This is a genomic window from Streptomyces sp. NBC_00209 (assembly GCF_045206345.1).
Classification (GTDB): domain Bacteria; phylum Actinomycetota; class Actinomycetes; order Streptomycetales; family Streptomycetaceae; genus Streptomyces.
Window position 1 is genome coordinate 745,663 of sequence record NZ_CP108121.1, and the last position, 14,887, is coordinate 760,549.

General features: G+C 70.3%; 14 protein-coding genes and 4 pseudogenes. 10 read left to right on the forward strand and 8 right to left on the reverse strand.

Translation table 11 applies throughout. From position 1 onward, the window contains the following. Positions 1–16: 16 nt before the first annotated feature. Positions 17–1,393, reverse strand: a complete 1,377-nt coding sequence (locus tag OG867_RS03315; protein ID WP_406282503.1) for an IS1380 family transposase — start codon at positions 1,391–1,393, stop codon at positions 17–19. A gap of 124 nt (positions 1,394–1,517) precedes the next feature. On the opposite strand from OG867_RS03315, the pseudogene OG867_RS03320 reads away from it, so the two are divergent. The 3 genes and pseudogenes from OG867_RS03320 to OG867_RS03330 form a co-directional block, all read left to right on the forward strand. After that, positions 1,518–1,946, forward strand: a pseudogene (locus OG867_RS03320) (polymorphic toxin-type HINT domain-containing protein); the annotation flags it as partial. Then, positions 1,929–2,255 (forward strand): HNH endonuclease, encoded by a 327-nt coding sequence (locus OG867_RS03325; RefSeq protein ID WP_406290737.1) that lies wholly within the window; start codon positions 1,929–1,931, stop codon positions 2,253–2,255. The pseudogene OG867_RS03320 and the gene OG867_RS03325, both read left to right, overlap by 18 nt. Beyond that, on the forward strand, positions 2,227–2,769 hold the full coding sequence (locus tag OG867_RS03330) for a DUF4265 domain-containing protein (protein WP_406282506.1): 543 nt from the start codon (positions 2,227–2,229) through the stop codon (positions 2,767–2,769). Before OG867_RS03325 ends, OG867_RS03330 begins: the two co-directional genes overlap by 29 nt. Positions 2,770–2,847: 78 nt before the next feature. Here the strand turns inward: OG867_RS03330 and OG867_RS03335 are convergent, their stop codons facing one another. Continuing rightward, a complete protein-coding gene (locus OG867_RS03335; RefSeq protein ID WP_406282509.1) occupies positions 2,848–3,045 on the reverse strand; it encodes an integrase in 198 nt (65 codons plus the stop codon). A 597-nt stretch (positions 3,046–3,642) separates the two neighbouring features. On the opposite strand from OG867_RS03335, the pseudogene OG867_RS03340 reads away from it, so the two are divergent. Further along, positions 3,643–3,900: pseudogene (locus OG867_RS03340) on the forward strand (transposase); the annotation flags it as partial. 9 nt (positions 3,901–3,909) lie between these two features. Then, a pseudogene (locus tag OG867_RS03345) lies at positions 3,910–4,200 on the forward strand (integrase core domain-containing protein); the annotation flags it as partial. A 774-nt stretch (positions 4,201–4,974) separates the two neighbouring features. Here the strand turns inward: OG867_RS03345 and OG867_RS03350 are convergent. Then, positions 4,975–5,592 (reverse strand): TetR/AcrR family transcriptional regulator, encoded by a 618-nt coding sequence (locus OG867_RS03350; RefSeq protein ID WP_406282512.1) that lies wholly within the window; start codon positions 5,590–5,592, stop codon positions 4,975–4,977. A gap of 71 nt (positions 5,593–5,663) precedes the next feature. On the opposite strand from OG867_RS03350, the gene OG867_RS03355 reads away from it, so the two are divergent. Beyond that, a complete protein-coding gene (locus OG867_RS03355; RefSeq protein ID WP_406282515.1) occupies positions 5,664–6,110 on the forward strand; it encodes a nuclear transport factor 2 family protein in 447 nt (148 codons plus the stop codon). 3 nt (positions 6,111–6,113) lie between these two features. Further along, positions 6,114–6,608, forward strand: coding sequence for a DUF3237 domain-containing protein (locus tag OG867_RS03360; RefSeq protein WP_406282518.1), 495 nt, complete (start codon positions 6,114–6,116; stop codon positions 6,606–6,608). A 30-nt stretch (positions 6,609–6,638) separates the two neighbouring features. Here OG867_RS03360 and OG867_RS03365 read toward each other — a convergent pair whose 3' ends face one another. The 3 genes and pseudogenes from OG867_RS03365 to OG867_RS03375 all read right to left on the reverse strand — a co-directional run. Then, positions 6,639–7,265, reverse strand: a complete 627-nt coding sequence (locus OG867_RS03365) for a TIGR03086 family metal-binding protein (RefSeq protein ID WP_406282521.1) — start codon at positions 7,263–7,265, stop codon at positions 6,639–6,641. Continuing rightward, entirely contained in the window at positions 7,262–7,711 is a 450-nt protein-coding gene (locus OG867_RS03370; RefSeq protein WP_328903407.1) for a hypothetical protein, read from the reverse strand. The genes OG867_RS03365 and OG867_RS03370 overlap by 4 nt, the downstream gene beginning before the upstream one ends. A 49-nt stretch (positions 7,712–7,760) precedes the next feature. After that, positions 7,761–7,910 (reverse strand): annotated as a pseudogene (locus OG867_RS03375) (TetR/AcrR family transcriptional regulator); the annotation flags it as partial. Between the two features lie 104 nt (positions 7,911–8,014). On the opposite strand from OG867_RS03375, the gene OG867_RS03380 reads away from it, so the two are divergent. Next, the gene (locus tag OG867_RS03380) at positions 8,015–9,244 is read left to right on the forward strand and encodes a metallophosphoesterase (protein WP_406282524.1); all 1,230 of its coding nucleotides are present in this window, start codon (positions 8,015–8,017) and stop codon (positions 9,242–9,244) included. A gap of 64 nt (positions 9,245–9,308) precedes the next feature. Here the strand turns inward: OG867_RS03380 and OG867_RS03385 are convergent, their stop codons facing one another. Next, positions 9,309–9,707, reverse strand: a complete 399-nt coding sequence (locus OG867_RS03385; protein ID WP_406282527.1) for a nuclear transport factor 2 family protein — start codon at positions 9,705–9,707, stop codon at positions 9,309–9,311. Positions 9,708–9,949: 242 nt separating this feature from the next. On the opposite strand from OG867_RS03385, the gene OG867_RS03390 reads away from it, so the two are divergent. Further along, the gene (locus OG867_RS03390) at positions 9,950–13,009 is read left to right on the forward strand and encodes an AfsR/SARP family transcriptional regulator (protein WP_406290740.1); all 3,060 of its coding nucleotides are present in this window, start codon (positions 9,950–9,952) and stop codon (positions 13,007–13,009) included. A 12-nt stretch (positions 13,010–13,021) separates the two neighbouring features. Here the strand turns inward: OG867_RS03390 and OG867_RS03395 are convergent, their stop codons facing one another. Continuing rightward, positions 13,022–13,216: a hypothetical protein gene (locus OG867_RS03395; RefSeq protein WP_328903404.1), complete on the reverse strand. Its 195-nt coding sequence runs from the start codon at positions 13,214–13,216 to the stop codon at positions 13,022–13,024. A gap of 313 nt (positions 13,217–13,529) precedes the next feature. Between OG867_RS03395 and OG867_RS03400 the strand changes: the two genes are divergently transcribed. Beyond that, positions 13,530–14,885 carry a helix-turn-helix domain-containing protein gene (locus OG867_RS03400; RefSeq protein WP_406282530.1) on the forward strand — a complete coding sequence of 452 codons (1,356 nt, stop codon included), beginning with the start codon at positions 13,530–13,532 and terminating at the stop codon, positions 14,883–14,885. Positions 14,886–14,887: the final 2 nt, after the last annotated feature.

A 14,887-nucleotide genomic window follows, 5' to 3' on the forward strand; every position in this document is an offset into this window, starting at 1 on the left:
TGGGCGAATCCGCTGGTCAGCCTGGGTTCGGCAGGAGCGCAAGCCGTTCAAGGGCGGCGGATATCTCGCCGGTCCAGGGCCAGTGGCGGGCGAGGCGGAGGATGCGGCGTCGGCCGGTGGTGACGAGCTGTCCGGCCGCGGAGAACAGGCGGAACCGCAGTCGGCGGGGTTCCCAGAGCCGGGCTTTGCCGGTGAGGGCGAGCATGGGCATCCAGGCCAGCAGGTCGAGGGCGATCTGGACGATCTCGAGCCAGACCTTGTTCTGGGCGGTGGTGTGGAGGGGCAGGTTGCGCAGGCCGGTGGCCCGGGCGGCCCGGATCCGGTCCTCGGCCCGGGCCCGCAGCCGGTGACGGAGTTCGAGCTCGGCGATCGGCCGGCCGGCGGTGTTGGTTGCGAAGCACGTGATTCGCATGCCGTCCGCGTCCGTGATCCTCAACTGGGCTCCGGGGTGCGGCCGTTCCTTTCGGACGATCAGCCGCATCCCCTTCGGCCAGCCGTCGAGCAGGCTGCCGGTGAGCTCGGCGACCCAGGCCCCGTCACGGACCTCACCACTGGTCTCGACGGCCGCCGTCCAGGCCGATGCGGGGACCTTCAGCACATGCTCATGGACCTGCTCGGTGACCGTCATGCCGACCGAGTAGGACAGCCATCGTCCTCGCCGGGCAAGCCAGGACACGAAGTCGTGGGTGCCGCCGGCGGAGTCTGTGCGGATCAGGGTCTGCCGCCCTCGCCGGTAGCGCTTGGGCAGCTGGGCCAGGGCGAGCTGGGCGGTGGTGATGTGGTCGGCCGCTGTGTTCGAGCCCGCGTTCCCCGGCCTGAGCAGAGCCGCGACCGGCTCGCCGGTTCCGCCCGGGCCGTGGTCGACGAAGGCCGTCAAAGGGTGATGGCCGTAGGTCTTCTTCCAGGTCGCGGCCGCGTCCTCCTTGTCGGAGTGCGCGATCACGAGGACACCGTCAAGATCGACGGTGACCTGGGCGTCGGGGTCCGGGGCGTTCTCACCGGCCAACGACCAGACAAGGTAGCGGACTTCCGAGCGTGCGGACCGGATCGCCTGCAAAGCCTTCTCGCCGGAGGCGGCGAGGGCGTCGATCAGGCGTGAGACGGTCGGGTCGGAGGCGACCGGACCGAAAACGGCCGGCTCGGCCCGCAGCATCGCCACGTCCGCGAGGCAGTCCCCGCCCAGTGCGACCGCCAGGGCCACGTCCAGGAGGACCTTGCCGGGATCGTGGACGGCCCGCGGCTTGCGCCACGGCGCCAGAACTGACGATACGGCCTGGTCAAGACCGGTCTTGCGGACCGTCTCGACCAGCAGGACCGACCCGGCCTGGGAGACGACCTGGCGGCCGTCGTCCTGGACACGAACACGGGGATAGGACCCGATAGAGTGCTTCACCTGGGAAGTGCCTCCGGCGGTGGCAGGAACAAGGACCTCGACAATCCTCATTCTTGCTGGTCAGAGGCACTTTCTGCTTTCCTGACCGCCTGCCGGACAGCCCGCTTCATGAAAGCGCGAGGCTAAGGTCTTGATGGCAGACGGGTCCTCAAAACCGATCGAAGAGGTCAAGATCGGTGACAGAGTTCTCGCCACGGACCCTGAATCAGGAGAGACAAAGGTCCGAGAGGTCACGGCCGAGATCAAGGGCCAGGGCCTCAAGCACCTGGTCAAGGTCACGATCGACACGGACGGCGACAAGGGCGATGACACGGCCTCCGTCACCGCCACGGACGGCCACCCGTTCTGGATACCCGCACTGCACGCTTGGATCACCGCCACGGATCTCAAGGCGGGCGAGCAACTCCGTACGAGTGCCGGCGAGCTGGTGCAGATCGACGGAGTTGCACGCTGGACCCAAGCGGCGACCGTCCGCAACCTCACTGTCAGAGACCTGCACACGTACTATGTGCTGGCGGGAGCCACTCCGGTTCTGGTGCATAACTGCGACAGGGCTGGTTTGGATTTCACTGATGCTGAGAGGCAGAAGGTTTATGACGCTAACGCCGCGAAGAACGGCGGCGAGTACAAGTGTGACTACTGTGGGCAGACGGTGGAACGGCGCGCATCGCGAGATGCCGATGGAAACGCCATCAAGGGGAGGCCCGACGATGCCCAGATCGACCACGTAGAGCCGAAGGCCAGTGGAGGGCACGGTGGCGACCATAATGGAGCAGTGGCCTGCCGTCGGTGCAACAGAGATAAGTCCACCAAGCCACTGGAGGATTGGGACGATGAGCTCAGAGATTTCCTCGATGAATAGCGCCAGAAAGTCGGAGTCGGACGATAAGCCTGAGAGGCTGTACAAGGTAGCCTTCGACCTCCCTGAAGAGACAGCTCAGTGGGCGCGTGCGTCTGCGGAGCGGCTCTGGACCGGGAAGACTTCCGTGAAGATGGAGGTTCAGGTTCGGAACACCCCCTTCTACGTGAAGGGCGTTGCCTTCGGAGATATCGTGCGGGTCAGGGCTGATCACGAGCGCAGAGAGCTCGTTTTCGAGGAGTTCGTTTCTGAGTCTGGTCATTCGACGGTCCGCATCATCATCAAACTTGATGGAGTGGGGGAGCAAGTCGACGCCATGCTCCGCACCTTTGACTGTTCCTGGGAGATTGATGCAACTGGTTCCTTGTGGGCAATCGACGTGCCGCCGCATGTTGATTACGCGCCCATGAAAACCGCTCTCCTTCAAATTGCCAGTGAAGAGAAAATCGGCATCGAAGAGAGTGCCCTTGCGAGGGCTCATCGCGACGGACTCGAATTGCCAGAGTCGGATCACTAATATGGCCCCCAAGAAGCCCCGCCGGATTTCATTCCGGCGGGGCTTCTTGGGGGCTTGATGGCAACGGTGACGGCAACGTCAGCGGACGACGGCTGTGGCGGGTGGGTCGTCGGGGTCGTTACCGGTGGGGCGGAGGGCGTTGCCGAGGGTGTCGATGGCCTGGCACTGGAGGCGGAGTCGGACGTGGGCGTAGACGGTGACGCCGGTGTGGGCGTGGGCGAGGAGTTCCTTGATGACGACGAGTTCGACGCCATCACGACGACGCCTCGGACGCATCGCCGCCCGAAAAACTCGAAGCCGCACTGGCCGCATCGGAGAAGCGCCGACAACAGCGCCCCTGACAGTCAACCCGACACCTTGGCCAGATGCGGCGACAGGGTGGTCGACAGGGCGGCCTGTTCAGAGATTCGGCGCCGCGCAATCATGCATCGTGTACGCGCCCCTGGGTGCGTCGCCTCCGCGGGAGCGGAGGTGAGCCGCGCCGCTCGCCGTACTGCTCCGCCCATTGGGTGTGCTCTCCGCGCGAACGGAGTCGACCCAACGGCTAGGCACAGATTCCACATGCTTCTCCTCCGTAGAGTCGGCTCTGCGCGAGCGGCTGTGCGCCTGTGGTGCACGAAAAGCGTGGGACGCGTCTTTGCGTCCGTTCCTTGAAACGTGAAGAGCGCAATCGTGCTCCCCCACGCGCGAGCTCGGGATGAGTCGGCGTCACGTCACGCTCGGAGAGCAGGGTGCCGGTGGTCCCATCGCAGGCAGGAGTGAGACCCCTAAGATCAACCGGCCGGGGATGAAGCGCCATGCTCTCCGTACGGGCCGAGGTGGGTCGGCCCTCGTCGGTACAAGTGGCGCCCTGGACACGTCCTCTCCGCGCGCGCGGAGAGGACACATGACGTCGCCCTGGTCGACGACAGCGGTCAGTTGGTGGCCAAGCGGCATATCACTGATGACGCCGCCGGCTACAAGATCTTGTTGGATCTGCTCGCTGAGTACGGCGATACGGAGGAGTTCCCGATCTCGGTCGCGATCGAGACATCCCGGGGCCTGCTGGTCGCAGTGCTGCGGACCGGCAAACGACAGGTGTTCGCGATCAACCCGATGGCCGCGGCCCGCTACCGAGACCGCCACTCCATCTGACGCACGAGCAGGACTTTCGCCGAAGCCTGCAGGTCAGCAGGGGTGCGGCGGAGCATGAGCGCGGTCGGGTCCAGCGCGGACATCGCACTCGCCGAGTCCTTCAACGCGACCTTCAAACGCGAGACCCTGCAAGGACGAAAGAGCTGGCCGACCGAGTGCGAGGCCCGACTCGACGCCTTCCGATGGCTCCACCGCTACAACACCGGACGCCGACACTCCCGCCTCGGACAACGCTCACCCATCGCCATCGAGAACGCCCTCCACCACACACCAACTACGCTGACACAAGCCGCATAACCCGTGTCCAGGATCCGGGGCCAAGGCCCAACCACCGGGGCCTGGAGGGGCAGGCAATACCCCATCTATCGCGTTCTTCGGCCGCCCTCGATCGTTACCAGCTGCGGGGGCGATGGACGTGACTCGCCCAGGGGCGTCCGGCATACCGCTTGGCCTGCCCTGCACGCACAGCGCTCCAGCCGACAGAGCCCGCCGGGTTGCCTGACGGGCCACGTCCTTCGTCATGGCAGCGATCGCAAATGCAGCGTCCCCGCGAACAGAACTGGAAGACAGACTGCATGAGAAGCCGAACGCGTCACGCGTCCACGCACAGTTCACTTCCCGACGATGCCCCAACGCCGCCTTCCAGTGGGGCGTCATCTCATGGGTCCGGGCAGAGGCCCGCCAAGGATGCTCCCCGGCGGGGCCTCCGTCTATCACCGGCGCTGTCACGCGTCTGTCACCAACTACGCCGACGCCACCGGACCGCAAAGCGCTGACCTGCTACAACGCACACACCATGGACTGGCTTGGACGCCCATAGACGGTCTCTACAACCTGTGCCAGGTGGTGCCGAGTGAGGGCCCGATCACCAGGACCGGCGCGTCCTCGGGGCCGTCGAAGCGGTATTGCAGGGTGTTCGGTGGGGTCTCACTCACGCCCTCGACCCTCTCACCTGTCACGGGACGTCACGTCGCCGGGGTGAACGTAGCGGGCCGCGCCCGGCTCCGGCCGTGCCGGGCAGCGGGTACGACTCGGCGGGTCGCGGCCCGGCCCGGCGACCGTCGGCAGGCGTCAGCGCGGCGGCTGGAGGAGGCCCTCGGTCACACGGCGGACCTTGGCCACGGCGTCTTCACGTCCGCAGCGCAGCGCGGTGTTCACGGCGAGCAGGACCGCGTCGAGCTGAAAGGCCGCCAGACCGGCATCGAGCTCAGCGATCTCCGCGGCCTCGACGGCGTGCCGCAACTCGTCGGCCAGGAGGTCGCGCCAGCTGCGCTGCCCGTCGAACAGGGCGTCATGGACTCGTCCGGGACGGCCGTCGAAGGCGGCCTGATTCGCTGCCCAGAAACATCCCCCGGGGAACAGAGGGGTCGTCGCGTACGCGATCCAGGACTCGATCAGGGCCCGCAGACGTACCGCTCCCTCGGGCACGGAGAGCGTGGGACGGACCACGGCGTCGTTGAACACTTCGCGCGCGCACTCGGCCGTGGCGACCTGAAGGTTCTCCTTCGTTGCGAAGAGGGTCTGCACGCCGCTCTTACTGACGTTCAGGTCGCCGGCGAGCCTGCCGAAGCTGAGCCCGTCCAGCCCTTCCAGCGACGCGACGTCGACGGCGTGGCGCAGGATCACTCGTCGCGACTGGGCTCCGCGCAGCAGCCGCCGGTCCGAAGTCTCCCGCTCCCCTGAACTCATGCCCGCATCCTGCCAGATCCCTTGCATGAACGTACGTACGGCCGTACGTTTACATTATGAATGCCCACCGCATGCTGGAGCTGGCGCAAGCGCTGGCGGCCGCGAAGAGCCGTCAGGACGTGCCCGCGGCCCTGAAACTCTGCCACCCGGACATGACGCTGGAGGCCCCGCCCTTCGGGACCGCAGCCCATGGGCCGGCCGAGAACGAACGAGCACTGACCCGGTTCTTCGCCTCGTTTCCCGACTACGACGTCGCCCTGGAGGGCCACGCCGTCGGCGACGGCACCCTGATCTGCTGGGGAACAGTCAAAATGACCATGACCGGCGAGCGGTTCGGCGTGACACCCGGCGGCCGACGCGCCGAGCTGCCGGTGTTCATTCAGTTCTCGTTCAAGGACGACCTGATCGCGAGCGAGCTCTTCAGCTTCGACCTGTCGGAACTGTGCGCCCAGTCGGACGTCTCCACGGACGCGGTCCGGCGGACACTGTTCGGCGACTTCGCGCGAGCGAGGCGATGAGCGATGACGACCGACCGCCGCACCAAAGCCGTCGACGAGATCCGGACGGCTCATCTCTTCGACATGGTCGCCGACTTGGACCCTCGCCTCGACTTCGGTGGCGGACCGCTGGGACGCCGCGTTCTGTTCGGCGCCGGCGGAGGTACGTTCCATGGGCCGCGCCTACGGGGAACGGTGCTGCCGGGAGGAGGCGACTGGGCGCTGTTCCGCCCGGACGGTGTGATGGCGCTGGACGTCCGGCTCACCCTGCGCACCGATGACGACGAGCTGCTGTACATGACGTACAGCGGACGCTGGGTCACCCCGCCGGACCTCAAGGCCGACATGGCCGACCCCGTCGAGCGGCACCGGATCGACCCGGCGCGCTACTACTTCCGCACCAACCCGCTCTTCGAAACGGGCTCCAAGCGCTACGCCTGGATGAACGACCTCGTCTGCGTCGGCTCCGGATACCTGGTCGACGGCGGCATCGCCTACCGCATCTCGCAGGTCCTCTGAGCCCGGCGAAACCCCCGGCGGGCGGGGCCTTCATTGATCGTCCGACACTTCGGGGGACCAGTGAGGGCTCCGCCCGAGCAGGGCCAAGGTCTCTGTCAGGGGCGTGACCTGCGCGAACGTCGACCGGACCGGAGCGAAGAGGGCGCCGGGCCCTCGCGTCCGCCCGTCGGTCGGCACGCGGCGCGCCACTCGCAGGGCCGCCTCCCAGACGCTGTCCGGGAGGCGCACCTCAAGTGCGAGGGTGCGGGCCAGGTCCCAGGCGTGCACCACGAGGTCGAGGAAGTGGAACGACACGGCCACCCGGCCGGGAAGCGTGCGGCCCGGTCCGGGCAGCACGAACTCCTGCTCGCACCCACCCGCTTCGACGAACGGCACGATGAGCGCGGCCACGGACTCCCCGTAGGCGCGCGCCGGATCGGCGGCGATGTCCGGCACCCGCCAGTGCGCGGGCAGCCCGCCCTCACCCCGTGCGGCCGCCGCGAAGCCGTGATTCTGCGCCGTCATGTGGCCGAGGAGATCGAGCAAGGACCAGCCGGCGCAGGGGGTCGGCCGGTCCCAGGTCTCGTTTCCGTCGGCGCCGGCGGCGTCGGCCGCGCCACGTACGAGACGTAGCGTCTCCAGCGCGGCGACGCGGTCCAGCTCAACGAAGTTGATCACACGTCCTCCAGCCGAGCGAAGCCCTGCGGCCAGGGAGTCCTACCGGTGAGCAGGGCGCGGGCCCGGCTCCACACGGCGTCCGGATCAAAATCCTCGGCCTCCCAGGAGGCGGCCCGCATCGTGCCACGCCCCCGGTGGGCCCGGACGACCGCGAGGTGGTCGGAGCGGCCCACGAACTCCCCGAGCGCGGCCTCGTCGCGCCACACGCTGACCGAGCCCGAGCGTCGGCTCGCCACCTCGGCCCACAGCCACATGCCGAGCGCGCCCGGCGTCCGGGACCAGGTACGGCGCAGGCGCAGGCCCGCGAGAGCGATCGCGCCCGCCTGCGGATGGCTCGTCGCGGTGAAGTCGGTGACGCTCACAACGACGGGGCACAGGGCGAGCGGTACGGGGCCGGAGCGCCAGCGGGTGCGCAGCAGCCGGGAGGTCACGGGTCGAGTGGTCATAACGACGAGCATAAAACTAAACGACCGGTCGTGCTATTTATTTTCGCCGCGAATATCTCAGCCCGAGCTCGGTCGCGAGCCGTCCCACCGACAGCGCTTCGAGTCCCTCGACCGAGGCGATGCCGACGGTCCGGCGCACCACGCGGCGCGGGGTGCGGTTGCCCCGCTCGACCCGCCCGTCCTCCTTGGCGGCGCTCACCGCCGCACCGCCGGGTGATCGGCTGGGTGCCCCGTCCGCCTCCGGGACCTCAGGGGCGACCGGGTACAGTGCCCGGCGGCATTCCGGCCGTCCGAGGAGGAAACGTGACCGACACCAGCGAGGCCCGGTCCGCGGACGGCGGGGCGACAGCGGCGCCGCCGAGCCGGCTGCGGCGTCTGATGCGCTACGTGCCCCTGGTCGCCCCGGTCCTGCTGTGGGCCGTGCCGTGCTGGGTGCTGCTGTACACCGGTCAGCACTGGCCGCTCCCCGTCACCGTGGTCGGCACCTGTCTCTTCGCGCTTGGCCTCGTCACCATGCCGGTCGCGATGGTGCGGGGGCACGGCAGGCGGCAGCAGGACCGGGCGGCGATCGTCGGGGACAGCCTGCTCGGCTCCATCTGGGTGCTGTTCACCTGGTCCGTGCTGCTCGGCGTCCTGCTCCGGCTCGCCCTGACCCTGGCCGGGACCGGCGACGGGCAGGACCGGGCCAGGATCGTCACCTGGTCGGTGCTCGGGGCCGCCGCCGCCCTGCTCGCCTGGGGTTACGCCGAAGCGCGCCGGGTGCCGAGGGTGCGCCGGGTCGACGTCCGACTGCCGCGCCTGGGGCCGGGCCTGGACGGGACGCGGATCGTCCTCATCACGGACACGCACTACGGGCCGCTGGACCGGGCCCGCTGGTCGGAGCGGGTGTGCGCGGAGGTCAACGCGCTGGAGGCGGACGTGGTCTGCCACACCGGTGACATCGCGGACGGCACCGCCGACCGCCGCCGCGCCCAGGCCGCCCCGCTCGGCACCGTGCGCGCCGCCCACGCCCGCGTCTACGTCACCGGGAACCACGAGTACTACAGCGAGGCGCAGGGCTGGGTGGACCTGATGGACGAGCTGGGCTGGCAGCCGCTGCGCAACCGCCATGTGCTGCTCGAACGCGGCGGCGACACCCTCGTGGTCGCCGGTGTGGACGACGTCACCGCCGAGTCCTCCGGTCTGGCCGGTCACCGAGCGCACCTCGCCGGGGCCCTGGACGGCGCCGACCCGGACCTGCCGGTGCTGCTCCTGGCGCACCAGCCGAAGTTCATCGACCGGGCCGCCGAGGGCGGCGTCGACCTCCAGTTGTCGGGCCACACCCACGGCGGTCAGATCTGGCCCTTCCACTACCTGGTCCGCCTCGACCAGCCGGCCGTCGCCGGGCTGAGCCGCCACGGCGACCGCACCCAGCTGTACACCAGCCGGGGCACCGGGTTCTGGGGCCCGCCGTTCCGTGTCTTCGCGCCCAGCGAGATCACCCTGCTGGTGCTGCGTTCACCGGAGGGACCGGCCGGCTCCGCCGCGTCCTGACCCGCGACCGGCTGCGGCGAGGCCGAACTGGCGCGGCCGCTCTGCGCCCGGCGGACGGGGCCGGTCAGGGCGCCGCGTGGTAGTAGCGGGTGCAGGATTCCACCATGCCGTCCTCGGCGATACGGAAGAAGTCCACGAAGCGCACGCACGTGTGCCGGGCGCCCGTGCCGAGGCGGCGGCCCGCGGCCACCACCATCCGGGCGTGCGCGACGACGTGGTCGATCTCGTGGCGGGCGGGTGACCCCAGGTGGTCGCGGTGGGCGTGCAGGAACGCGGTCGGGCCGTGGGCCGTCGGGGCGCCGGGCAGGTCCAGGGCGACATCGCCGTGCAGCAGGGAGGCGCACGCGTCGAGGTCGCCGGCGTCGAGGTATTCGTAGACGAGACGGACGTGGTCGGTCCCCGCGGCGGTGACCAGATCGCCCCCGGTGTACGGGTCGCTGCTCGTCCAGGCGTCGGTGTGCATGGACGCCTCCTTTCTCCTTCGCCCCGTACTCTTCCGGGCCACGCCAACCCCCGCCTATCGCGCCGCTATTCGCGGGCCGGTGACGCTGGGCACGCAGGATGGACAGATGCGTGAGGATTGTGAAAACTTTGGGGACGTTGATCCCGGAGTATCAACACGCTTACGAGCTGGGGGTCTCGGTGGCCGAGGGTACGACGCACACGGTCCAGGATGCCCCCGGCGCGGCGAGACCACCCTTCCAATTGCTGGGCCCGCTCCAGGTGCGGGGCAAGGACGGGCCGCTGCGGGTGCCGCCGGGCCGGCAGGAGGTCATCCTCGCCGCTCTACTGCTCGAAGCAAACCGGGTGGTCAGCACGAATTACCTGGTGGACCTCATCTGGGAGGACAGCCCGCCGGAGACGGCCCGCACCCAGGTGCAGATCTGTGTGTCCCGGCTGCGGAAGCTCCTGGCCGGCGCGGACAGCACGGTCTCCCTGTCGACCCGCCCGCCGGGATACGTCCTGCATGTGGACACCGGGGACGTGGACTCGCTGCTCTTCACCGGTCTGGTCGCGATGGCCAGGCGGCAGCGCGACGAGGGCGAGTCCGAGAAGGCGGTGGCGCTCCTGAAGTCCGCGGTGGCGCTGTGGCAGGGGGACTCCCTGAGCGGCCTGGACAGCGGCCCGCTGTCCAACAAGGCGCGCCAGCTCGACGAGGAGAGGCTGAGCGCCGTCGAGCTGCGGATGCAGTTGGAGCTGGAGCTCGGCCGGCACGACCGGCTGGTGGGTGAGCTCCAACTCCTCACCCACGAGAACCCGTTGCGGGAACGGCTGCGGGGCCAGCTGATGTGCGCCCTGTACTGGTCGGGCCGGCAGGCGGAGGCACTGGAGGCGTTCCGGGACGGGCGCCGGATCCTCGACCAGGAGCTGGGGCTCGAACCGGGCCGGGAGCTGCGGCGGCTGGAGGCGGCGATCCTCGCCGGTGAACTGCCTCCGCCGGTACGGGGGCAGGCGCCGCGGTCCGCGGGTGGGAGCGCCGTCGAGCCTCCCACGTCCCGGCGGCCGGCCGACGGCACCGACCGTATCGAGCCAGGCCACACCGAGGCAGAACGCGCCGCCGCCCCGGGCGCCCGGCCGGCGTCCTCCAGGGCCGGCCAGGACTCCCCCGCCGCCCCCGCCGAACCGCAGCCGCACGACGTCCGGCCGCAGCAACTGCCCGCCTCCACGTCGGACTTCGTGGCCGACGACGCCCAGCTCGGCGCCTTGGAGAAGGCGCTGACCGGCGGCCGGGAGCGCAAGGCGGTCGGTCTTGCCGTGATCACCGGAAAGCCGGGCACCGGCAAGTCCACGCTGGCCGTGAATATCGCGCACCGGCTCGCGGAAACAGGTTTCCCCGACGGCCAGTTGTACTGCGATCTGCGCGGCACCGGCACCCCGGCCACGACCTTGGAGGTGCTGGGCCGCTTCCTGCGGGCCCTGGGCATCCCGGGCCAGCTGATCCCGGACTCGCTGGACGAGCGGGCGGAGATGTACCGCACCCGGCTCGCCTCCCGTCGCCTCCTGGTGGTCCTGGACGACGCCGCGTCGGAGAGCCAGGTGCAGCCGCTGCTACCGGGGAGCCGGGACTGCGCGGTCCTGGTCACCAGCCGGGCCCGGCTGACCGCGCTGCCGGGCGCGCACCGCGTGGAGCTGGACGTCCTGGACGAGGAGCGGGCGCTGAAGCTGCTGTCCCGGATCATCGGGGAGGAGCGGGTCGAGGGTGAGGCGGCGTCGGCCGAGGCGCTGGTGCGCACGGTGGGGAGGCTGCCGCTCGCGCTGCGGATCGTGGCGGCCCGGCTCGCCGCCCGCCCGCACTGGACGCTCGCGTCGATGGTGCACCGGCTGGCCAACGAGCGGCACCGGCTGGACGAGTTGGCGCACGGCGAGATGACGATGCGCGCCAGCCTCTCGCTCACGTACAACGGTCTGGCGCCCGAGGACCGGGGGCTGCTGCGGCTGCTCTCCATGGCGCGCACCCCGACGCTGCCGGGCTGGCTCGCGGGTGCGCTCCTCGACGACGACCGGCCCGTGCCGTCCGACCTGCTGGAACCGCTGGTCGACATGCAGATGCTGGACGTGGTCGGGGTGGAGCGGACCGGCGGCTACCGTTACCAGTTCCACGAGATCATCCGCGTCTACGCGCGCGAGCAGCTGGCCGCGCAGGACGCGCCGGAGCTGCGCCGGGACGCGCTCGTCCGGATGGCGGGCGGCTGGATGTATCTGGCGCAGGAGGCCCATCGCAAGGTGTACGGCGGTGACTTCACCGTCCTGCACGGCGACGCCCCGCGCTGGGCGCCGCCCCCGTCGTGCACGAGTGACCTGCTCGCGGACCCGCTGGCCTGGTTCGACGCGGAGCAGGGTGCCCTGTGCGGGATGGTGGAGCACGCCGCCGACGAGGGCCTGCACGACGTCAGCTGGAATCTGGCGACGACCCTGGTCACGTTGTTCGAGGTGCGGGGCCATTACGACCTGTGGGAGCAGACCCACGTACGGGCGCTGGCCGCTGTGCGCAAGGCGGGCAATCTGCGGGGCACCGCCGCCGTTCGGGCGTCGCTGGGTTCGCTGTACATGAGCCGCAACGAGTTCGACATGGCGCGCCAAGCGCTGAGTTCGGCGCTCGACGTCTTCCAGGCGCTGGACGAACCGCAGGGCGAGGCACTGTGCCGACGTGACATGGCCCTGATCGCGCGGACGAACGGCGATGACGACACCGCCCTCGATCTGTACGGGCGGTCCCTGGCGGATTTCGACCGGGCCGGTGACGTGGTGGGGCGGGCGATCGTGCTGACGCAGAGCGCCCATATCCGGATGCGCCGGGGTGACGTGGACGTGGCGCAGGCGCAGTTGGACGAGGCGCTGGAGATATACGACGGGGTGGGCTATCTCGGGGGCAGGGCGCGGACCCTGCGCCGGGTCGGCCAACTGCTTCTGGAGCGGGGTGATCTGGACCTCGCGGTGCTGACCTTCACGGAGGTGCTTGAGCTGTGCCGGGATTCCGGTGACGTGATCGGCGAGGGGCATCTGCTGCGGGACCTCGGTCAGGCGTTCGTGCTGATGGGGCGGCCCGACCGGGCGAGGTATTTCTTCGACCGGGCCGTCGCGGCCCGGGAGCAGATCATGGATTTCGGCGGTGGCGCTCTGGCCCGCCTGGATCTGGCGCGGCTGCTCGGCGAGGAGGAGCCGGGGCGTTCCCGGGAACTGCTGGCCCCCGCGGTGGAGGTCTTCACGAGCCGGGGGATGAAGCGGGAACTTGCTGAGACTCGGCGGCTGTTGGGCGCCGGCTGAGTCCTGCGGGGGTCAGTCCCAGGGGTTGTTGTCGGTGGAGCCGGTGGAGCCCGGGGTGGGGGTGCTGCTGGTGCCGGTCGGCTGGGTGCCGGTGCCGGTCGTGTCGTCGGCCCAGCCCGCCTGGACGCCGATGCCGGTGACGATCACGACGGCGACGGTGGCGAAAGCGGCGCGGAGGGCGTTGCGGGCGGTGGCGTTGCGGTTCATCGGACTGTCCCTTCGTCGGTGTTCCGTTTCCTTCTGGACACCAAGTTAGGAACGGGCGGATTCACGGCACCGCCCCCGCCCCTATCCCCCCGCTATCACGGCGCCGGACCCCTATCGCCGGCCCGGGCGGGGCCCCTGTCGCCTATCCCGAGGGGCCGGCCCGGCCCGCGACGGCGTTGGCCGCGCGATGCCTCCCGGATAGGGCGCGCGCGGAGGATTCCGGCAGCAGCAAGGCACGACAGCCGTCCCTCCGGCGCCCCGGCCCACAGCCGCTTCCGGGGCGCCCATCCCCCGACGAGCAGGAGTCCTTCCCATGACGCTCAGCCACCCCCCGCAGGACACCCCGGCCACCACCGCCCCGCTCGGTTCCCTGATACGTGGGCACCGGCTCCGTATCGGCCTGACCCAAAGGGAGTTGGCGGATCTGTCCACCATCAGCGTGCGGGCCATCCGGGACCTGGAGAAGGGGAAGGCGCAGCGGCCCAGGACGGATACGGTGCGGCTCATGGCCGACGCGCTCAGGCTCGGCCCCCGGGCCCGTGCCGCGCTGGAGGCGGCGGCCCGGAGCGGGTCCCGGGCGGACGGTGACGTCCGGCGCCTGTCCATGGAGCGGGCCGCTCCGCCCGTGCCGCTGTACCCGCTGGTCGGGCGGGACGCGGAGACCGGTGTCCTGGTGGAGGAGCTGGGGTCCGGCGCCGAACGGCTGGTGACCGTCGTCGGGTTGAGCGGTGTGGGCAAGACCCGGCTGGCCCTGGAGGCGGCCGCCCGCCTGCACGACGCCGGGCTGCCGGTGCTCTGGCACTACGGTGACGGCGTCACCGCCGACTGCCTGCGCCCCGACCACGAGCCGATGCCCCAACTCGCTGACGAATGCGCCCGGTTCCTGCGCGGCGGCGGCGCGTCCGAGGAGGTGCTGCCCGCTCTGGCGGACGCGCTGGCCGCCCTCGATGACGACGGTGGTTCCTCCGTACGCGGTGCGGCCGTGCTCGTTCTCGACGGTGCCGACACCGCCGCCCTGGACTTCGGCCGCCTGAGCCGGCTGCTGCGTGCGTTCCCGGGCCTGCGGCTCCTGATCACCGGTGAGCGACCCTGGAGCGTACCCGGTGAACGCCTCTTCCTGCTCTCACCGTTGGAGGCACCGGATCCGGCCGCCGGGCACCCGGACGCGCCGGCCGTACGGTTCTTCCTCAGCCAGCTCCGCCGCGTCCGGCCCGACATCGTGCCCGATGAGCAGGCGCTCGCGGATGTGGCCTGGATCTGCCACCGCCTCGACGGCCACCCGGCGGCGCTCGGTGCCGCCGCTTCCTGGCTCACCGTGTGCGACCTGTCCACCCTGCGGAACATCGTGGACTCCGACCCGGCCCCGCTCCTCGACCACCTGGCCGGCGGTCCGGACGGTTCCCGCCTCCAGGTCCGGGTGAGCCGCACCCTCGCCGCGCTGCCCGCCCCCTACCGGGCCCTCATCGGCGACCTGGGCGAGGTGGGCGACGGGGAGTTCCTTCTCCAGGACGTCGTGCGGCTCACCGGCCGCCCACTGCCGGAGTGCGGCCGGCTGATCCGCGAACTGCTGGTCGGCGGCGTGATCCGGACGAGCGCGGACGGGGGGCGCTCGGCGTTCCGCGTGCTGTGCGTGGTGCGGGCGGCGGCGGGGGCGACGGCCGGGGTGTGAGG